The following is a 20,444-nucleotide window of genomic DNA, read 5'->3' on the forward strand; positions in this document are numbered from 1 at the left end:
TTCGAATGATCAAGAAAGAGTAAGAGAGTTGGTTATTAGACTACTCACAACATTTTAAAAACCGAAGGAGGGAAGCTCCTTGTCGCTTATTCTTCTGTAACAGGCAGCACAACAATGGTTTGTGCTGCCTGTTTTCCAATAAAAATAAGCAAGGAAAAGAATCTCCTTGCTTATTGTGCGGCTAATGCTTTTTGACCTAGTACATCCAATAATTCAACTGAAGCTCTTGCAGCAGAAGTGACGGAAAATTGAATGAGTAAATCAACGATTTTTTCAACGGTAGCTGCTTCGTCTAGCGTAAACTCTTTGTCTGGAAACAATGAAATCAAGCATTCCACTAAAGCATCACGCATAGCATCATGTTCAGCACCATTGTTTCGCTCAATCGCTTTTTTTACAATCTGATTCAGTTCATCTTGTGTCAATGAAATCTGCATGTTACCCCTCCTTTTTTATGCAAATTATAACAAAGAAAAAAAGTTTGTGGAGGTGAATCGGAATATTTTCTTGTTGTGATTGTTATATGGTAGAGGAATTACTTGAAGGCATTCGAATGTATCAAGAAGAACATGAGTGGTCAGAGTCACTCACGTTGTCATGGGAGTATGAACCAATTGCTCCTTCAGTGATTCAAGCCATCGAAGAAGCGGGCTATTTTTGTGAAACGCATTTTGGTACGGATCACAAAATTATTTATTACAAGTGCTATTTCATTTCCGTACCAGAAAAACAGCGAGTGTGTAACCAACAACGAATCAAGGAATAAGAAGGAACGACGATGGGATATTCTAGAAACGTCGTTGACGATCTTTGTCCTTCTTTTTTTCCTTGTAGCGGGGTATGTTTTATGTATTTAGAACAACGAGATGAGTGGAAATGCGCTGTATTTTGCGATTTGAGACATTTTAGTCGATCGATGAAGAATTAGTCGAAAATGTTTTTAAAACCTCGGAGAAAGCGATTCACGAGGTCGTTTTTTGGTAAAATGCGAATTTTTAGAAGAAGGAGGGGAAGTTCTTGTTAATGACACTTGATAAATTTTTTGTAGAAGAATTGCAGCGAAGCGGATATGATATTACATTTTTAGAATTGCGCCAAATTTATTCAAAAAGTCGAATGCGAAATCGAGAAGTTTTAGCGGAAAGGAGAAAATTACAAAATCGTGAGTTTTCTAGAAAATATTGGCATGAAGTCGCAAAGCACAAGCGTCAGAAAAAAGGAAGGGATTTGAATGATAGGAAAGCGTGATCTAGCAAAAGAAATTGCTTTAGATATTGAAATGGATGCTCGAACGATTAACCAATTGTTTAGTCTACTATTGGATAAAATGATTGAACATCTACAAAACGGAGAAGCAATCAAATTTAATCGTTTTGGGAAATTTTTAATTATTAATGAAGAAGTAAATGTACCTAATCCGGAAACGGGGAAACAGGAGAGATGGTCAGTGAGATACATTGAATTTGTGCCAGGATCTGAACTGAGTAATGAGGTATTGAATAAGGCAAGTGTTTGAAGACCTAAGGAAATAGTGAGAGAAGCGAGTGAGGTGAATACGCATGGGATTAACTTCAGAACAACGAAAAACGAAAGAGATTGCGATCGCTATCTTAAAGGCTCAAGGAAAAAGCTATGATCTTGCGTTAGATGAATTTCATCAAGCAATCATTTTAAACAATCAAGAATTGATTTTAACTAGTTTACAAATACAAGCAGGAAAAAAAGAAAGACAGGGAGGAACCGTTTATGCACAGCCAAACACAATTACAGACCAAAAATTTAGCGAATAAAACGACTCGTTGTATGAAAATAGGTTTGTTGTTTCTAGCAATAACCCTTTTTTTTACTTTGACTGAACCGATGATTGCCTTTGCGGATATTGAAAGCTCAGTTAATAATGCAGGTAAGTCCATTTTTACAACAATAAAAAATATTTCTGGAATGGTAGGAGCTGCAATTATTGCAGCTGGATGGCTTGGAAACATGCTTCCTATTGTCGAAATTAGTCAAAAGGCAAAAATGTGGATTATTCGTGCAGGAGTTGGAATTGTTGGTATTTCTTTTACCATGCAACTAGTGGAGTGGTTCCAAAAGATGAATTAATGGATGGTGAGAACGTTGATTGAAGTGAAAATTGAAACAACCAATGCGATTCGTGTGACTCGTCAACGTTACACTTATGTCGAATTTGAAGAACTTTCTGAAGATCTTCGACCAGGTGATTTTGTGATGTTTACATTGATTCATGGGAAAAAGCAATTATATCAAGGAAAATTCCAAAAAGTTCAAGGATTGACGGTCCATGAATCCATTGAACTGAGAATCTGTGAGATGATCGAAAAAGGATCCGTCAAAAAGAAAAACGGTAAACATTTATTGGATTTATTGGATCAAGAGTTTCAGGCGCTTTCCCATGAGTCTTTGCCGATAAAATCAACGTTCTCACCATCAAAAAAGCGGGAGTTGTCTTTGTTTTCTTCTTTTATGCATGGGAAGAAACGTTGGAAATTAGGGGTTGGACTACTTTTGATCGTGTGTCTCGTAGGTGCTTATTTTCTTTTTTCTCGAACAGATCGACTTTCTCCGGCCCTTCCTTCTTATGATACATTGATTGAACAAAAAGATTATCAAGAAGCATTCAAACAGTATCCTCAAAAAGAAGAAGCGCTGGTTGAACAATTGTATAAAGAAGAAGCGGACCAGGAGTTGTTTGAATTGTATCAAAAGGGACACTCTACTTTGGCTTATTTTTATTATTTGTTTTTAACGGAACAATGGGAGAAAGTGACAGAAATGAAGGAAATCCCTCAAAATACAACCGTTCAAGGTATGCGAGGATATGCGTATCTTGCACAAGAAAAAATTGAAGAAGCAGAATTGATCAATCAAGTGCTGAAAAATGACACGTTAAGTGATCAAATTAAACAAGCAAAAAAGAGGATGGCGTATGAACATTTGCGGGATAAAGATATTTCTAGCGCTGAATCAATCAATAAAGAGCTAAATGATTCTGAATTAGAAGAAGATATCCAAGTAGCGAAGAGTATTGTTAATCTGCTTCATAAATATCAAGAAGATAAAGAAAATACGAAATTATCGAGAGAAGAGAGAAAAGAAGCAGAGCGTAATTTTACTTTATGGACAAGTAATTTAAACCAATTAGGAGGGGATCTTGATGACACAAGAAGGACCAAGTGAATCCAAATATATGTTAAAAAAAGGAGGCCTGATTGGGATTGGCCTTTTTAGTTTGATGATTTTAGGAGGTGTGGGGATTTATGGCTATCAATCGCTACAGTCACAACCTGTAGCGGAAGAAACCAACACATCTTCTGAGGCAAAAGAAAAAGACTCTTTGCCTCCTTGGGAACAACAAGTGACAGAAAAAAGCGAAGAGAAAAAAGGCACAGAAAAGAAGGAGAAAGCAGACAAATCAATCAATCCAGAAAAAGCGCCAGATACTCCATCAGGATTGGATCAAATTTTAGGCGTCATTATTGATCAGAAATCTGAAGATTCTCGAATTTTTGGGATGGATGTATTAGAGAATCAGCCAAAAGAAAAACGTACGTTGTTGAGTCAGTTAGCACAGGCATTTGAGAAACAACTTTCTAAAGAAGAAAAACGAGAAGTGACACAAAAAGCTGAAGAAAATGGCGCTTCTGATAAATTGATAGTAGGTACAGAAGAACCTTCTTTGGTATTGGATGTACCTATTGATCCAACAGCAGAAACAGGCTTGAATCTACCATTAGAGAATAGTCCAGTTCCTTATATACCTGAAACGCCGCAACCGGAGATTCCAGTGACACCGACGCCTCTTCCAAGTCCTGATTTGAAGGAAGAAGAGGCGGGGATAGAGGATCATTTGGTTGAAATGATTTCAGAAAATCGTGTGGCGTTAAATGATGCGACCACCCAAGTAACACGTGTAAATGCGGAATTAGCTAAAATGAAGTCTTCTTTGGATCAGCTTGCATTGCTAGAAGAGACAACGTCGCTGCAGTTTGAAGGTGCGATACAAACTTGGGAACATCTTTCCAGTCTTGTTTCAGAGTACAATCGTTTATCAAAAGAAATCAAGGAATTAGTTGAAGAGAATGAGGAAGTCCTGCCGATTCATTATGATCAATATCATGAATTGTATCAAGGTTTAGCAACAAAAATCCATGAAATGAAAGAAACTCAACGAGAAGCAAATGATCAGACCATTCAATTTAAACAAACAGTAGAAGCGACAAGTCAAGCCCTTCAATCGTATCCGGAAACAGTAAAAAGTTACGAATCCCTTCAATCAGATGTGACACAAACGGTTTCTAAGGCACAAGCAGTGGTTTCTCAAGCAGCAACCAATCCAAAAGTGAAAAAAGAGGTACAATCAGAAATCCAACAAGCGGTTCAAGCCACAGAAACAGTCACAGGGTTGAATCAGGAAGTAGAAAAACAGTTGGAAAAACAAAATAAATCCCTTAATGGATCTGAGAAAATGACCCAACAAGTCACGATGGTTGAACAAGAAGCAGAAAAACAAACAGTCGCAACAGAAGCAGCGTATGCTGATTTTGAAGGATTGCCTCAAGTGAATTTGAGTGCATCGTCCAATGAGTCTGAAAGCAGTGATGGAACAGAAACAGGCACTTCATCGAATCCTTCAGAAGAAAGTGCGTCAAGTACCGCACAACCTTCTGAATCGGCAGAAACAACTAGTCTAACGGAGACAACAACGTCTGAAGTTGAACCACCCCTGATACCAACTGATGGGGAGGATTCGAATGTCTAAATTTGATTATCTTTTTTTATTGTGGCGAAGATACACGAGTGTTTTTTTGACACTTGTGTGTCTTTGTTCTCTTTTTCTTTTGAGTATGAAAGGATATACGCATCTTTCTCAAAATTATATGCTTTCTACGGTACAATCACCAGATGTGACATTTCCGGCAGGTGTTTTTTTGTTGTTGTGCTTTGTTATGTATCTGTGTGTTGTTTTCTTTCGTGGTTATCGTTTTTGCCTTACTGATTCGATTGGTTCTATGCTTCTTTTTTTGGGAAAGAAGCTTTATGGTTTCTTTTTGGTCATAGGGGGAATTGGTGCGATCGATTTGTGGTTAGGTCAACAGTTAAGTGTTGACTTGCTACGTTCGTGCTTAACTTCTAGTGTGGTTTGTTTTTTGTATCGTCGATGGAATGATTGTCAAGATCAACAATTGATTGAAGCGTATCAACTGTATCAAGGAAAAGAAGATCTTCAATGGCTCCGATTTAAAACAAGGACAAAAGAAGTTGTGATTCGTCAAGATCGCCATTTTCCCCCTCATTTTCCAGATCGTTTGTTTGAATCCACTCAACTAGTCTATCAGATTCCGTATTCCTGTTTTCAATTAAAGGTTTGTTTTTCAGGACGTTCTTCTGAAGAGGAATTAAAAAAGATAGGGTCTTGTTTTTTGAATATATTTTGTAGTGTTGTTTTTTGCGGTTTTTCTCTCTATGGTCTATTTATGGAACAACGAATCTTGGCTTACGGTGCAATTGTTTGTATGAGCGTGGCCCTTTTCTTTGCGGAAAGACGTCACTTTGTTTTGTTATGTAAAAAGCTGTGGCTTATTCAAAAACAATGGTGGAAGACATTAATTGATAAAGGAGAAGGGTAGAAATGGTTCGATGGAAATGGAGAAAACAGCATCAAGATCTTGTTGGATCTCGGTTTTGGCGTGATCCAACTCGTCGTCCGTATAAACATATTGAGCGTTATCTTGGACAAAAACGAGTGCTTTATCCCCTTTTAGGGGTACTTCTTGTTCTATTTTTACTGGTTGGAAATCTTATTCTTTCTATTCCGGAACTTTTTGTCGAGGTGTTTCCTGAAGGATTAACCAAATCTGGAAAATGGGACAATCTTTTTCAGTGGCGGTTCTTTTTGAGAATACCTCAAACCCCGACACAATGGGGAGGATATGTCCTAGTATTGTTTGTTTTAGGGGGGATCATCGGATTTAAACTTTATCGGATGTCAAAGAGCTTTATGCCGTTAGAAGATACGTTGACGGCCGCAACTTCTCGTTGGGCAGATGGGAAAAGTGAATTGGATTATCAATATAAGACGATGGCAACCGATGCATTGACAACCTATAATGGACCATCGGGGATGGTTGTTGGCACGTCACCTCGAACCAAAGAAGATAAGAAACATAATCGGGTTCGGGAATATATTGCTAATGAACCCAGTAATACGTGTATTGTTGGAGAAACACGTGTTGGGAAGGGCGTATTTGGTGTGGAAAAAGCGATTGATGGTTTTAGTCGAACGAATGATTTGCAAGAAAAACAATCGATGGTCATTCATGATCCCTCGGGTGAATTGTATCTAAAATGGAAAAAACTATTAGAGGAACGGCAGTATGTCGTGTATTTATTGAATCTGAATGATACGGCGATTTCTGATACGATGAATCCTTTGACATTGGTGGTTCATTACTATAAGCAGTATTTATTTGGTCAATCACAAGTGATTCGAGATCGAGGATTAGACCAAGCCCAGGCGGAACTTGCGACATTATGTTATATGTATTTTCACGATCCAAATGCTAAAGAACCTATTTGGCAAGATGCCGCGTCTGCGTTATTTACCGCTGGCTGCTTGGCATTGATTGAAGAAAGTTTATTGTTGGAAAACGAAGAATTGGCCAATATCTATACGATTGTAACGATGATTGCGGAAATGAATAGCGATCGTATTACAGACATGAACCATCCGATATTACAAGCTTATGCACCGATAGTAAATGATAGAAAGCGTCTATGGATCAAATATAAAGATAAATCTGTTTTGGATTTCTATTTTCAGGAGTTACCGGATGATCATCCGGCTCATTTGGCGTATTTAGATATTTTGGCTTCTGCGCCTGCGAAAATAACGATTGGGAATGTTGTGACGCATTTGTTAACGCGTTTAAAAGCTTTCCGGCGAACTGGGAATGCAAAATTGATGGCTCAAAACTCCATCAATTATATGAATCTAGGTTACGGGAAAAAGCCAGTAGCTGTTTTTGTGGTAGTATCTGATCAGGATAAATCAAATCATGAAATTGCGGCTAGTTTTTTTGATCAAAGCTTTAAAGAATTAATGAAAGCTGGTCTAAAAGAAGTGAATCGAAAGCTACCTAGAAAAGTGGTTTATCTTTATGAGGAAGCAGGAAACATGGTGAAAATTCCTGAGTTGGCAACAAAAATGACGGATGGTTTAAAGGTAGGAATGAGTCATGTGATTGTTTTGCAAAATTATGAGCAGTTGGATAAATACGGCGCAGATGCCAATACTATTTTATCGAATTGCGGAAATACGATTGTCATTAAAACAAAATCCAAAAAAACACGAGAAATGATTGTAGAGGATTTGGGAAATCGCGCAAATCTTGCCCTTTCGAGGCAGGGGAAGGTAGCAGCTTCAGAGAAGTTGCTTACAGATTCGATGGAACGAATTCCTATGTTAACAAAAGATGAATTATTGCAGTTGCCGTTTGGAGAAACTGTAGTTATTCGAAGTGTCAAAACACATGATTTAGCTGGCAACGTGATCAAGAATATGTATCCTATTTATAATCATGGGGAAACACGCATGATCGAAACATGGAAGTATCTCCCTTACCAAGAATATGTTAGTACGTGGGAAGAAATTGAGCAAGAGTATCACAACGCACCTCATACAGCCATTCAGTTGAATAAGTTGTTGTACTTGCTGAATCCGTTGCTTATTAAAGAAAAAGAAGAACGACGGAAGGCACTTTTATCTAGTGAAAAATATTCTGCCTGTGATAAATCTATTGTTTCTTTTACATCATCGAAAGAAGTTCCTAAGAACATGAAATGTACAAAAGAAACACCCCAAAGGATGGAATCAGATGATGGAAGTGTTCAAACAGATACGAATCATACAAAGATAGCAGAGTTAGATGAATGGTTTGATCAATTTCTTCCTGTGAATCAGCAAGAGCAATTCGTGTTTGATCGATTATCTTATTATTCAGTGAAAGATATGGAACAAATCATTGCTCGATGTTCATTAACACAGGAGGAAACAGAACGTCTCCAAGAAGAATTTGAGCAAATTTATCAAAAGGAAACATTTAAAAGATTGAAAGCGTGGTTAGGGAATGAGGGAAGAGAATGGATTTATGGACAATTCATTGAAATACTTGAAAAACGTGGACTGATGGAGGAGGAATGACGGATAAATGTTTGGAGATCAAAAACCATCGGAAGCTTCTCTGTTGGAATTGTTAGATACTTATTCTGATTATTTGACGCAAGGGAATCCACTTTGGGATTTTTTACGACCAATTGGGATGAAGATTGCAGAAGGCGGTGCATGGCTCATTGATGGATTATATGGTGTAATGGGTGATTTGCTAAAACTATTAACGATTTTTGACAATGACTCTTTTGTGGCATTGTTAGATAAAATTGAACCACTTAAGTGGTTTTTATTCACGCTGGCACTTGTCGGCTTTTTTGTTTTACTTATGTTTAGTCGCGCAAAAGATACTGCGCAAGCACCGTTAAATTTATTACTTGTTTTATGTATGACCCTTTTGTTGCCTTCTTTGTGGCAGACAGCTTCTACAGCAACACAGGCGATCTTTACTGAAATCCATACGGTTGAACAAAGTCCTGGAGAACAAATTATTTTAGAGAATACAACAGATATGAAATTAGTTGCTGAAAAAGGCTGGAAGCTAAAAAAAGGTGAGACACAAAACAAATATAAGCATGCACGTCAAATTGATATGAAGGAAAAACTAGAACAACCAGATGAGATAGATAATGGCGAAGCACTGAAGCAACGCTTAGTGACAGATACCAATGGAAATGATCAATTAGAGGAGATTCAACAGCCAGGTGGGATTGCAAAAGAATTGGTAAAGAGCCTCTATTCCCCTTTTTATTATCGCAATCACGTACGTTTTTTTAATATTTATTTAACTATGTTGGTCTCCATTGTTGCATTAGGAATTTCCTCTTTTAAATTTGCGATTATTATTATCAAAATGTATGGTGATTATGTCTTGTTGTTAAAAGGTGGATTTGCGGATTTTATGGGATTACAGAGAGTGAAAGCGATCGTTTCTGAATTGGTTGGAAGTTTTGCTTTACTGGTCTATATTCCTATTTTATTTCAAATTTATATCATTTCAACAGTGGTCATTAAATCGATGAATTTTAACTTTTTTTCTTACATTATTGCTATGGCAGGTGCAGCATGGGCATTAATTGATGGACCGAATGGTTTTCAACGTGTAACAGGTATTGATGCTGGATTGCGGGGAACAGCAGGTGTATTAATGACAGCTCTAGGAAGTTCTAGTTTAGTGAAAGGCGCGACTCATTTAGGAACAACGATTGCAAAATCAGCTGGTGGCGCATTGGCAGATGTTGGTGCTTTTGGACTAGGAATGTCTTTTGCAAATACAGACTCGACACATGCCAATCGATCAATGAAAGGGGTTAATCAACAGGAAAGAGAAGATGCTAATGGTTCACATGAAGGAAATGAAAGAAAAGGATTCAATGAACAAGTGCGTGAAAAAGAGCAAGACCAAAAGCAAGGGATACGCAATGAGTCGATGAATCAACAAGACGCATCGAAGAAAGGGACAGAAAGTAATGGTCAAGAAAATCCATCAGTGGATGATTCTAATCACAAGATCTCTTCAGAAGAGAATCCAGTGGAACCAACTGTACAAACAGAGCCTGAGAATATGTTTGATCAAACGGAGCCAATAAACAAGGCGGATGAATGGAGCCAGTCGGAAATGTTCAATCAATCAAATATTCCAGAAGCGGAAAATGGACAAGAATATTTAGCGGATTCGAATTCATCGGTTTCCTCCGCTCAAGATAAAGTGGATGATTTTTCAGGAAGTATCGGAGAAAGACCAACTGAGGAAGAGGATCTTTCGAGATCATTGGATGATGAACGTCAATCGAATAAAATTGGGCAACAATTAGTTGAACATAAAAAATCAAATCCATTGAAAAAAGCTGCAAAAGACAAAATATTCGGGTATTCCAAAGAAGATCTACGTCGTTATCAACCGAAACCAACATTTCGTGAAAAACGTCGTGATGCGTTTGATTTAGGAAAAAATTATCGTGCGTATCGCGATACAAAAAGAGAATTGATGCATCAAAAGAAAGAAATTGGTAAAAAAAGTACAGCTGAAAAGAGAGAAAAATAAAAGGATGAAATTGTTCGTATTTTTCGGTCTCAGGCGTTTGAATGAATCAATGATGAAATCAGTCGAAAATGTTTTTAAAGCCTCGTAGAGAGCGATTCTCGGGGCTTTTTTGTAATAATGGTTTCAAAAAGGAGGGTTTTCATGAAAATCGTACAAGGAAACTATTATAAGGAAAAGTTATCAAATCATTTATACAAAGCAATTGGCAACCAGCCATTGCCTGATGAGTATAGGGATGAGGAAAGTGAGGCGTTTTATAAAGATTATTCCTATTTTTTTATGGTTGACCCAAAAGAAACTGATTTAAAAAAGCTCATGTTTTTTGATTATGTAGACACGAAAAAATTAGATTTAGTTCCTGCGATAAAAAAGGAAGTAGCGTTTGTGTTGTGCAATAGCTTTTTACAAAAAAATGCAGCCGAAAGTGCAGAGTTTTGCTGCAACTAGTTTTTTCCTTCAATATGATTTAGATAATGAATTTTTCAACCTGAAACTTTCGCCTTTAAAGCTGATAATGTGAGCGTGATGGATTAGCCGATCAACGAGAGCAGCTGTTAAGCGAGAATCCATAAACACTCGATTCCATTGACTGAATTCTAAATTAGAGGTAATAATAATGCTCTTTTGCTCATACCAATCTGAAATCAGTTGAAAGAGTAGTTCAGCTCCTTCTTTCGTCAATGGTAAGTACCCCATTTCATCAAGAATAATTAATTCTGTTGTTTCGAATCGCTTCTTGAAACTGGCTAGCTGTTGTTTTTTTAAGGCACTCTCTAATTGTTCAACGAGATTGTTTACTCGGAAAAATTTGGTTGAAACACCTTCACTACAGGCTTTTCTCCCTAATGCGATCGCTAGATGCGTTTTCCCTGTACCAGGAGAGCCAACACAAACAATGTTTTCTTGCCTTTTTAGAAAATCAAGAGAGACAAGGGTCGCCTTATCTAGATGGGCTGGTAGAAAAATATCTTCGTGCCATTCATAGTTCTTTAGCGATTTTGGTACAGGAAATTTGGCTAATTTTTCCATCCGTTCTAATTTGATCTGCTGTCTGGTCTCAAGCTCTAAACGGAATAAATCGGTAATAAATTGTTCTGGAGCTTCGAAAGAAGCTCTTGGTAAGTTCGTGATGATATGGCTTAATCGAAGCTTTTTGCAATAATCTTCTAGCGTCTGTCCAGTCATTTTTGCACGCCTCCTGATTTTGTTAATGCATCATAGTTTGACCAATTCACATCAAAGTCAGAGGGGGCATCTTCTTGAACAACTAATTCGTAAAATTGTTCATTAATTTGTTGGATATCATAGGTCGCTAATAAACTTAGTAATTGTTTTATCCGTCTGTATTTAAGGTGATTATTATCAATTGCTAGATAATTTTGAAGGCGTGCAGGCAAGTACTTCCAATACCTCGAATAACTAACGACATTCAATTTATTACTCCATTGTTTCAAGATATCACTCCATGGGATCAATCGTTTTTTGTTCATATAGGGGCGATATTCGTTCATTAAGAGGTCTCCATGAGGCGTAAGAACTTTAAATTTATTCCAAGTCAAAACAACGGTCAATTGAGAATATCCATATGCTTTAGGAATATGAATAACCGTTTGATCCAATTTCATTTCGTGATAACGATTTAGTTTAGCTTCTACTTCTTTAAAAATTGGGTAATCCTCTTGGGGAAGAGAATGTAACGCCTTGTTTTCTTTCTTCCACAAATCTTCGATTAATTGATGTTTCGAATAATGCGTCCTTTTTCGATCTGTTTTCAATTGTTCTTCAAGCTGCTTATTTAGGGACTCAAAAGAGTCCATGATTGGCGAAGTCGAGAAGAAATTGTATCGGACATAACCCACTTTATTTTCGACATGTCCTTTTTCATGCCCACTACGTGGGTTACAGACTTGAACATCACAACCATAATGAATGGTGAAACGTAAGAATTCATCGGTTAGTTGTGCTTCTTCAAATTTTGATTTTGTTTTTTTCACCGCTGGAGTTAAGTTATCTATTCTGATCTTTTTTGGAACACCGCCGCATTGATCAAATAGTTGCTTTAATGCTTCCAGGAAACACTCTTGGTTTTGAGCTGGCATGGCACTTGCGAACGTCGCATTACTATAGGGAAATGACATGATAAGAAGTTGTATGTCTTTCATGTGATCTTCGTGCATGACTTCCATTGTTCCAAAATCGACCTGTGCTTCTCCGATCGGATGATCAAGGCGATCGACAGCTTTGTAATTCGTTTCGTCGTACCGCTGTTTTTTCCATTGAGAAATATAGACGCAAACTGTTCGATAGGAGCCAGGGAAACCCAAAGGTTTCAATTGTTCATAGATAGCTTTGGCAGTTCTACGGAGTTTTCTACGTAAGCGTAGGTCTTCTTCTAGCCAACTACCGATAATTTCTCCCCAGCCATCATCCATCATGGATTTATTTTTTCGAGTAGGATCCGTAATGAATAGCTGATCACTGTCGGCGTATTTTTTCGCTGTTCGCCAATTGATATTCATTGCTTTTCTTATCTGATCAATTGACTGATCACGATTATTTCTCAAATGTTTTATCGTTTTAATATCATCCAAAGTTAACAACCTTTCTGTACCTCCATCACTAAGTCACTAAAACTTATGATGGAAGGAAACTAGTTCGCAGTCAAACTGCTGCATAGTTGTGTACTTTCGGCTGCATTAGTGTGTAGTTAAATTCTGCCACAAACAAGCGTTCTATAAAGCAATAGAACTCATACTTCAAAATCAAGAAATATAAATAGTATAAAATCATTCTTCACTAAAAGGATTCACACCATCAACTTTTAAAAAAGATGAATGTTATTTCAAAATAAACACTACAAGAGGTGGTAAGTATGTTTACGCGTCCGAATCGAATTACAGATACTACTCGATTTGGTGGGATTTATACCATGGTTGATGTATTGATCTTACTAGTTGTTGTTCTTTATGGATTTGGAACAATTAGTGAGTATATCTATCCGCCATTACGTTTGAGTTTCAAGATATGTTTAGGTGTTGTCGTTTTATTTTGGATGTTGCCCTCACCGATGAAACCAGGACAAAAGAATATTACGACACTGATTGATTTATTGAAAAAAGATCAGACGGTCTATGCACCAGATACGATTTATTCTTCCCAAGAAGAAGCTTTTTTCAGCAGTAAGGAGGAAAAACGATCGAATGTCACTGATAATTGACGACACATTACAAAAAGAAGAAAAACAAAAAAGAAAGAAGAAAAAAGTATATGAGCGGATTCCGAACAGTGTCTTAAAGATGATGAATCACATTGCTTTTCTTGAAGAGGATTGTATTACGACACGTCAAGGATTTACAGATTATGTATTGTTAGAAAATCATCCGATTCGAAAAGAAGCTCCCGCCATTCAACAACAAGGCATTCAAAGTTATGTTGATTTTTTTCGAGGAGTTACGTCAGATATCAAACTGATTTTTATGGGCTATTCGGCAGATACGACGTATCAAATTGAAACGATTTTTGAGCGGTTTCCTAAGGATGGCAATGCTTGTTTACGCCAACAGAGAGATCATAAGGTTTGGGAATTAGAAAAGTCGCAGAGTATTTTGGAAGATATTGTTTATGTCCAGTTTTTTGGTGATACCAGAGAAGAATTGGAACAGGTGCGTTCAGAAATCATGAATGGGACGAGTAAAATGATTCGAATTCATCCAATAACGGTTTCCCAGAAAAAAAGTTTGTTATATCAATTGTATAATTTAGGCGAGCAACCACCTGTTTTTGATGATTCATTGTCTGATCCAGATCTTTTGAATCACGCAGGAGAAGATCGGAAATTTATGAGTGAGATCATGCCACAAACAGGAATCAGTTCGAAAGGGAATTGGTTTACGAAAACAGGTAGTGGCTATATTGGTGTGTCTCATTTGTATCGTTATGCAAAAAAAGAACATTTTTATTGGGGAGAACAAGTGTTTCGCCAACCGGGGGCGCTCACAACAGTGGATATTTCTCATCGAGGATTAACCAAAATAAGAAAAGAATTAAATCGTTCAATTGGTGATAACGAAGATAATATCCGCAAAGGGTTGACACGAGATGCACAGATGAAAGCACAGATTGAGTATCAATTATTATCTGAATTGCTGGAATCGATGGTTACTAGTAATGAGAGTGTCAAAGAAACGACAACAAGGTATTATCTTTCAGGAAAAACAAAAGAACTTGTTTGGGAGAAACAAGAAAGCATCAATCAACAACTTTCTCCTAGAGGTTACAAGACCTCTTTCTTTTTGGGGGAAGAGAATACCGAATTGTTGGCGTTGTATTGTTCCCATAAAGAACAAAAACAAATGAAAAATCGCCAAGGAAAAGAACTGACAACAACGGATTTGGGTGCTAGTTATCCATTAAATCATAGTCAGCTGATTGATCCACGGGGGCTTTATTTTGGCAGAACCTTTACAGGTGGGTTGGTTATTTTGGACATGTGGCATAAAGATTATAGACGGTTGTCTTATAATTTTGTTTTACTCGGCTTGCCTGGTTCGGGGAAAAGTTCAACGTTAAAAAAAATAGGTAGTCATAATCATCTGTTAGGAAACTATACGTATTATTTCATGGCAAATGCAGAAAATGATCGCTTCATGAACGCTTATGGTGGGGTTTCAATTGATGCATCTGGTCGAGATGGAACAGTTAATCCGTTTCAAATTTTTGCGACAGTCATTCATGAGTTAACAGGAGAAATTGATGAGCAAGAAAGCTACAACGTTAGTAAAAACAAAATCAAAACGATTTATAGTAATATCTATGGTCAGAACGATCCTGACCTGAATCATGGATTAGATAAATACATCGATGTATTTTACCAAGAATGGTTTTCTACGCACGATATGGTATTGGAAAAAGCAACACAATATGCGAATGATGCCTATCCTTTATTAGAGGATTTTGCTTTGTTTATTCAAGAGAAACTTTATGATGGGCAAGGACAGGTGCGTTCAGAGTTATCCTCTTTTGAAGCGAATCGTTTGGATAAAATGGATACAGTAAACCAGGCTATGTTAAATTCAGATCCACAAATTTTTAATCGTCCAACCTCATTGCAATTGGGCGATTATTATTCGGTTTCTTTTGATTTAGGTAGTCTGTTAAACAAAGGGAAAGCAGTTTTTAATGCACAGTTTTATAATCTGCTTTTTTTGGTTTGGAATCTGTCAATGACACGAGGGATGCGAGAAAAATATTTTGTAGATAATCATCTAAAACGACCAGATGAAGCGATTCGTTCGTTGTTGATTATTGATGAATTTCATAATATTACTCGTCAAGAAAATATGGATGCGATTGATCTGTTAGACCGCTATGAACGTGAAGCACGTAAAGCGTTTGGTGGATTTGGGCTTGCGACTCATGATATCTCTGATCTTTTTTCTGAGGGGGCATCTGATTCTTTTCGTGATAAAGTACGAAAGCTATTGAAGCTATCCACCTATATTTTTGTGATGCAACAGGATCCAAGTTCACAAGAAGAATTGCGACGCTCTTTTAAAGAGACGTTACGGGCTAGTGAATTGGAACAAATTCCCCATTTAAAACAAGGGGAGACGATTTTGGCTATTAAAGGAAAGGGAAATCTACAATTGAAGATTGATTTATCGAAAGAGGAGATTGAGTTATTTACTGGTGGTCATTAAGAAGTGAAAGGAACAAATAAATGAAGCAAAAACTGACGAAGGGATGGAAAAAAATTCGTCTTTTCTTTCTAGAATATGCGGATCTTTTTTATCGCCTTGCTTTATTTTTTACCGTTTGTTTAGGTTTGTTTTTTACCATTCCATCCTTTTTATTTGGAACAGAAAAAGATTTAGCTGATACGCCAATTGGTGTTAATTACCGTCTTCAATTAGATGATGTAACACTCACTCAATTGGAACGAGGATATAATGAGAAGTTACATTATGCAGAGATTTTGTTAAAAGTAGATGGTCGAATGCCAGAAGGAGGAGAGTTGAAAATGCTTGCGTCTGAATCCAAAACAGAACAAAAAGTTGTGCATCAATTGATTCCATTAACCGAAAAATATTACTTGATTCAATTGAAACAAATTCCTTCTAATTGGAAATCAATTGTGATAGATATCGGGATTGTTTCACCAACAAATCCGAACTTTGAACCAAAATCGATCGATGATTTGTTTGAAACTTACGGACAAAAAAGGAATGCGCAAAATGAAGAAACGGTACAAGATGCATTGTTTATGAGTCGTAGAAAAGTACCGATAGATGCACAAGTCAAACCACAAAACAAAGCGAATTATTTAGCAAAAGCACTTGAATTACAGATCGATGAATCTCAAAAATTGATTCAAGAAAATAAAGAATTGATCCATCAAAGAGAACAAGCCATTGAGGAATTGGGAAAAGAAATTCGTGCATTAGAAGCAGAAAGAAAATACGAAACACAGACAGAAATGGAAGAAACAAATCAGGTGATCCAGGATCGAAAAATGGACATTCAAGCCCATCAAGTGACGATTTTAGAAGCGGAAGAAAACAATCAAGAGTTAGAGGAAAAGATAAAAAAAGTGAAGCAACAGATTCATGATTTTTCGAAATAGAAGGCATCGTTTTGAAAGAGAGCAAGACTGTTTTTTATTAAATTGGTTCATTGTTTTTGGCCGACAGAACGAAAAACAACAAGTGTCATTGAATAAAAAGTTGGCAACTATTTTTGTTTATTGAGTAAAAATGACAACGGTTATTTAACGAAATGTGCAGATTGTTTTTTCGAACAGGCGAAAAAACGACGCATGTTATCAAATAAAATGATGCGATTATTTTTCGCGAGAGGATGAAAAGTATTGAGATCGTATTTTTTGTGGTTAGGTAAAGAGTTTATATTTTGTAAAGAAAAAAACAGCTAATTTTAATTGTCACCTAACAGGTGATTCCGTCACCCAATAGGTGATTTTCGTCACCTAATAGGTGATTCCGTCACCCAATAGGTGATTTTCGTCACCTAACAGGTGATTTTCGTCACCTAACAGGTGATTTCGTCACCTAATAGGTGAAAACAGCGTTTTTAGGGGGTACCTCAAAAAGCCCGACACTGTCGGGTTGGGGGGCATTTAGCCCCCCCTTTTTGTCTTATGCTCTTGCATTTGTGAGTGAAAATCACAGTTAAAAGTTAGAAAAATGACGGTTTTTGAAGGTTATGAAAAAGGTGAGGGATGTTTTTGGGAAAAAAGAAAAAACGAAGTCGAATGTTTTGAGAAAAAAATGGATCATGTTTTTTGGAAAAATCGTTCAAATGTTGACTCTATTTTTTCAAGTCGAACGAAAAACGGTACGAATGTTTCACTCAATTGTTTGAATTTATTTTTTTAAGTGGAAGAAAACAAGTAACATCTTTTTTATTCACATTTGGAATCAAAAAGACAAAATAAGCAATAGAAAATGATTTAGATAGAGCTGGATGATAAACAAGAAGAATGGGGAAATATTATGAAGACGATAAAACTAAAAAATATAAGTGAATCTGATTGGATACTGTTCAATGAGTTTTGTAAAAGGTCAAAGAAAAGTCGAACAAAAATGATTGAATACTTTATTCGTGATGCAGGACGCTTCGAATTAATTTTGAGTACGGAGTTACGCATGAAGGCAATTATTGATGATGTGATTGCACATTTGGATTTAAATACGCAAGCGTATTTGATGAATGTGCAACAGGGGAATTTACCATTAGTGGAGGAGATGGTAGAAGTAATAGAAGAAAAAGAATAAATTGTTCTATAGAATGGAGGAAGATAAATGGTAAAATTTTCAGTTTGTCCAAACCAACAAACAGAAAAATTACTTGATGAATTGTTACTGACAGTTGGTGGAAAGAAAATTGATGTGATAAATATTTTGGCAGATCGTTTTTTACGATTGGAAAAAGAAAATCAAGAGTTAAAAGAACAATTGGATGAAGAACGCTCCTTGCGGAAAAGTTTGTTTCGGAATGTTGAACATAAGGTAGATGTACTTTATGAGGTAGAAAATACTCGCTTGCATATTGAACGATTACCAGGGTTAAAAAATTCAAAAGAAGCTCTATCTGCGTTGTTCAAAGAGACAGAAGAATATTTAGAGGAACAACGAAAAAAAGCAATCTTTCATCACTTAGAAAAGCGAGCGTCTGAATCATGAGTAGTCCTGGAATCATTATGACAGGGAAGTTTGCGAGACCAGGAGCGTCTGCTTTTCAATCCTATTTGGATTATATGGATCGGGAGGAAGCAATCAGAAATGAAGCATACGATTCCTATTCAGCATTCACAAATAGGGAAGGAACAAGTGCAACTTATCAAGGAGATGAAGAAGAAACATTAGAAGGATACATTCATTATATGGAAAATCCAATCAAAACGTCGCGGTTGTTTTCAAAAGAGAGTGATTGTTTGACAAAAGAAGAATGCAAAGAAATGAAACAACAGTTCACACGTGCGTCTCAAAATGGTAGCCCCATGTGGCAAGATGTTTTTTCTTTTGATAATCAATGGTTAGTGCAACATGGGTACCTTGACGCAAAAACAAATCAGTTGAAAGAAGAAAAAATTCATTGTGCGATTCGTTTGGCTATGGCTACAATGCTTGAACAAGAAAAGATGACTGCGTCTGCGATTTGGACGGCATCCATTCACTATAATACAGATAATATTCATGTTCATGTTGCAACAGTGGAGCCACATCCAACAAGAACATGGAAAACAGTGATTGATTTTGAGACTGGAGAAAAAATAGTTGAAAGAAAAGGGTATCGTTCTAAAAAAACGATACGAAAGATGAAGTCTTCTTTTGCTAATCAATTGTTGGATCTACAAAAAGAACGAGCGCAAATTGATGCATTAAAACGTGTGATGGTGGAAGGACTACGTTCGCAACAAGGGAAGAAACAGTTACATGAGAGGCGAGAAGAACTTGTTAAACTTGCGGAAAAACTTCCTGTACAAAAAGGTTATCAAAAATATGGCTATGCAGAAAAATATGGGTTTAAAAAAGATTTAGATCAAATGATTGACTCATTTCTTTCAAAAAATTACTCTGAGTTGTATCAAGAAATAGTGGATAAACAAACACATATTCAATCAGAGGAAGAAGCAGCATTTGGAGAAGGTCGGAATAGTTCTGAAAATAAATTGCACACGTTGTATACCCGACTTGGAAATACTATATTGAAAGAAATTCAACTAATGGATCTTGCGCCGAAAAGAAGGCAAGTAAATGGTCGATTAGATAAACGATTTATGGATGAGATACAGAGTAAGGAAGTGTTTGGGAATAAAAAGGAATCTTCTGAAGCATTTCAACGGGCGCTTGAAAAAATTGTGGATAATCCAGCGCAACGTCGAAAAAATGAACCGCCTGTTTTAGAAAGTTTGTCTTCTTATATTCGTTTAGAAGAAAAAGAAATTCAAGCGATTGAACAGCTTGCGGAAGAACGAAAGTATCAAAAAGAAAAGCTTAAACAACAATTGATACAAAGTGTGGGAAAAAATCAACAAACGAAACAAATATCTGTCGAAGAAATTGAACTTCCACCAGCAATGAAAAAACTATTGGAAACTTTTTCGGAGTCTACATTTTTTTCTGAGGCAGAACGAGAGAAACAGATTGAGCAGTTTGTTGAAAAAATAGTACCAAAAGAACGATCGGTTTCTAATTATCAGATTGAATTTGTTAAGAAAATGAAAGACGCTGTTCGAAAGATTGAAAGGAATCCTTTTCAACATAAAGAAAATGAGCCACCGACAAAAGAAGAATGGTCAAGATATTTCAAAACAATACAATCAACGATTTCTAATCAAGATTTATACGAAAAATTATTTGAAGAGCAGCCTAAAGAATTAAAATCTATTTATCAAGAATTGAAAAAAGAATCAAAAAGGAATGGTCTGAATAAAACGACTCAATTGCAGAAAAGAAAACCTACACTCACACAAAAGCAACGAATGAAGTTGCAAAAAGAGTGGCAAAAGGAAATAGAACGTCGCAAACAATTCTATCGTTTGCGACGGACATTAAGAGATCAAACACAACAATGGCAAAATGATTGGTTTTATGAACGAAACATTTTGGATCTTTCTGTGTGACATTGATGTTTGCTTTGTACTTTCAGACGTTCAATTAATCGGAAATATTTTTAAAACCTCGGAGAAAGCGA

20 protein-coding genes are annotated in these 20,444 nt (G+C 36.6%); 17 read left to right on the forward strand and 3 right to left on the reverse strand.

The window, feature by feature from the left end; genetic code table 11:
* Positions 1–170: 170 nt before the first annotated feature.
* Positions 171–437, reverse strand: coding sequence for a hypothetical protein (locus tag IGI96_RS14400; RefSeq protein WP_438785244.1), 267 nt, complete (start codon positions 435–437; stop codon positions 171–173).
* Positions 438–553: 116 nt separating this feature from the next.
* Here IGI96_RS14400 and IGI96_RS14405 point away from each other — a divergent pair, with 116 nt between their 5' ends.
* The 11 genes from IGI96_RS14405 (at position 554) to IGI96_RS14455 (ending at position 10,679) form a co-directional block, all read left to right on the forward strand.
* Positions 554–766: a hypothetical protein gene (locus tag IGI96_RS14405; RefSeq protein ID WP_438785245.1), complete on the forward strand. Its 213-nt coding sequence runs from the start codon at positions 554–556 to the stop codon at positions 764–766.
* A gap of 251 nt (positions 767–1,017) precedes the next feature.
* Complete coding sequence (locus IGI96_RS14410) at positions 1,018–1,248, forward strand: hypothetical protein (protein WP_438785246.1); 231 nt, start codon at positions 1,018–1,020, stop codon at positions 1,246–1,248.
* Positions 1,232–1,516: an HU family DNA-binding protein gene (locus IGI96_RS14415; RefSeq protein WP_438785247.1), complete on the forward strand. Its 285-nt coding sequence runs from the start codon at positions 1,232–1,234 to the stop codon at positions 1,514–1,516. Before IGI96_RS14410 ends, IGI96_RS14415 begins: the two co-directional genes overlap by 17 nt.
* Before the next feature lie 43 nt (positions 1,517–1,559).
* Positions 1,560–1,790, forward strand: a complete 231-nt coding sequence (locus tag IGI96_RS14420) for a hypothetical protein (RefSeq protein ID WP_438785248.1) — start codon at positions 1,560–1,562, stop codon at positions 1,788–1,790.
* The gene (locus IGI96_RS14425) at positions 1,747–2,103 is read left to right on the forward strand and encodes a hypothetical protein (RefSeq protein ID WP_438785249.1); all 357 of its coding nucleotides are present in this window, start codon (positions 1,747–1,749) and stop codon (positions 2,101–2,103) included. The genes IGI96_RS14420 and IGI96_RS14425 overlap by 44 nt, the downstream gene beginning before the upstream one ends.
* Before the next feature lie 15 nt (positions 2,104–2,118).
* Positions 2,119–3,198, forward strand: coding sequence for a hypothetical protein (locus tag IGI96_RS14430; RefSeq protein ID WP_438785250.1), 1,080 nt, complete (start codon positions 2,119–2,121; stop codon positions 3,196–3,198).
* Positions 3,176–4,780 carry a hypothetical protein gene (locus IGI96_RS14435; RefSeq protein WP_438785251.1) on the forward strand — a complete coding sequence of 535 codons (1,605 nt, stop codon included), beginning with the start codon at positions 3,176–3,178 and terminating at the stop codon, positions 4,778–4,780. The genes IGI96_RS14430 and IGI96_RS14435 overlap by 23 nt, the downstream gene beginning before the upstream one ends.
* Positions 4,773–5,648: a hypothetical protein gene (locus IGI96_RS14440; protein WP_438785252.1), complete on the forward strand. Its 876-nt coding sequence runs from the start codon at positions 4,773–4,775 to the stop codon at positions 5,646–5,648. The genes IGI96_RS14435 and IGI96_RS14440 overlap by 8 nt, the downstream gene beginning before the upstream one ends.
* A gap of 2 nt (positions 5,649–5,650) precedes the next feature.
* Entirely contained in the window at positions 5,651–8,221 is a 2,571-nt protein-coding gene (locus IGI96_RS14445) for a type IV secretory system conjugative DNA transfer family protein (protein ID WP_438785253.1), read from the forward strand.
* Positions 8,222–8,264: 43 nt separating this feature from the next.
* The gene (locus IGI96_RS14450; RefSeq protein ID WP_438785254.1) at positions 8,265–10,232 is read left to right on the forward strand and encodes a pLS20_p028 family conjugation system transmembrane protein; all 1,968 of its coding nucleotides are present in this window, start codon (positions 8,265–8,267) and stop codon (positions 10,230–10,232) included.
* Between the two features lie 141 nt (positions 10,233–10,373).
* Positions 10,374–10,679, forward strand: a complete 306-nt coding sequence (locus tag IGI96_RS14455; protein ID WP_438785255.1) for a hypothetical protein — start codon at positions 10,374–10,376, stop codon at positions 10,677–10,679.
* A gap of 9 nt (positions 10,680–10,688) precedes the next feature.
* On the opposite strand, the gene istB is transcribed toward IGI96_RS14455, so the two are convergent.
* On the reverse strand, positions 10,689–11,417 hold the full coding sequence (gene istB, locus IGI96_RS14460; protein WP_195958049.1) for an IS21-like element helper ATPase IstB: 729 nt from the start codon (positions 11,415–11,417) through the stop codon (positions 10,689–10,691).
* Entirely contained in the window at positions 11,414–12,823 is a 1,410-nt protein-coding gene (istA, locus tag IGI96_RS14465; RefSeq protein ID WP_438785456.1) for an IS21 family transposase, read from the reverse strand. The genes istB and istA overlap by 4 nt, the downstream gene beginning before the upstream one ends.
* Before the next feature lie 281 nt (positions 12,824–13,104).
* Here istA and IGI96_RS14470 point away from each other — a divergent pair, with 281 nt between their 5' ends.
* The 6 genes from IGI96_RS14470 to mobP2 all read left to right on the forward strand — a co-directional run bounded on the left by IGI96_RS14470 (position 13,105) and on the right by mobP2 (position 20,373).
* A complete protein-coding gene (locus tag IGI96_RS14470) occupies positions 13,105–13,449 on the forward strand; it encodes a DUF5592 family protein (RefSeq protein ID WP_438785256.1) in 345 nt (114 codons plus the stop codon).
* Positions 13,433–15,931: a hypothetical protein gene (locus tag IGI96_RS14475; protein WP_438785257.1), complete on the forward strand. Its 2,499-nt coding sequence runs from the start codon at positions 13,433–13,435 to the stop codon at positions 15,929–15,931. The genes IGI96_RS14470 and IGI96_RS14475 overlap by 17 nt, the downstream gene beginning before the upstream one ends.
* Before the next feature lie 20 nt (positions 15,932–15,951).
* Positions 15,952–16,854: a hypothetical protein gene (locus IGI96_RS14480; protein ID WP_438785258.1), complete on the forward strand. Its 903-nt coding sequence runs from the start codon at positions 15,952–15,954 to the stop codon at positions 16,852–16,854.
* Positions 16,855–17,740: 886 nt separating this feature from the next.
* Positions 17,741–18,022 carry a hypothetical protein gene (locus tag IGI96_RS14485; RefSeq protein ID WP_438785259.1) on the forward strand — a complete coding sequence of 94 codons (282 nt, stop codon included), beginning with the start codon at positions 17,741–17,743 and terminating at the stop codon, positions 18,020–18,022.
* Positions 18,023–18,049: 27 nt separating this feature from the next.
* Positions 18,050–18,430 (forward strand): hypothetical protein, encoded by a 381-nt coding sequence (locus tag IGI96_RS14490; RefSeq protein WP_438785260.1) that lies wholly within the window; start codon positions 18,050–18,052, stop codon positions 18,428–18,430.
* Positions 18,427–20,373 (forward strand): MobP2 family relaxase, encoded by a 1,947-nt coding sequence (gene mobP2 / locus IGI96_RS14495; protein WP_438785261.1) that lies wholly within the window; start codon positions 18,427–18,429, stop codon positions 20,371–20,373. The genes IGI96_RS14490 and mobP2 overlap by 4 nt, the downstream gene beginning before the upstream one ends.
* Positions 20,374–20,444: the final 71 nt, after the last annotated feature.

This window comes from Enterococcus sp. DIV0421, assembly GCF_051713745.1.
In the GTDB taxonomy this organism is placed as follows: Bacteria; Bacillota; Bacilli; order Lactobacillales; family Enterococcaceae; genus Enterococcus_D; species Enterococcus_D casseliflavus.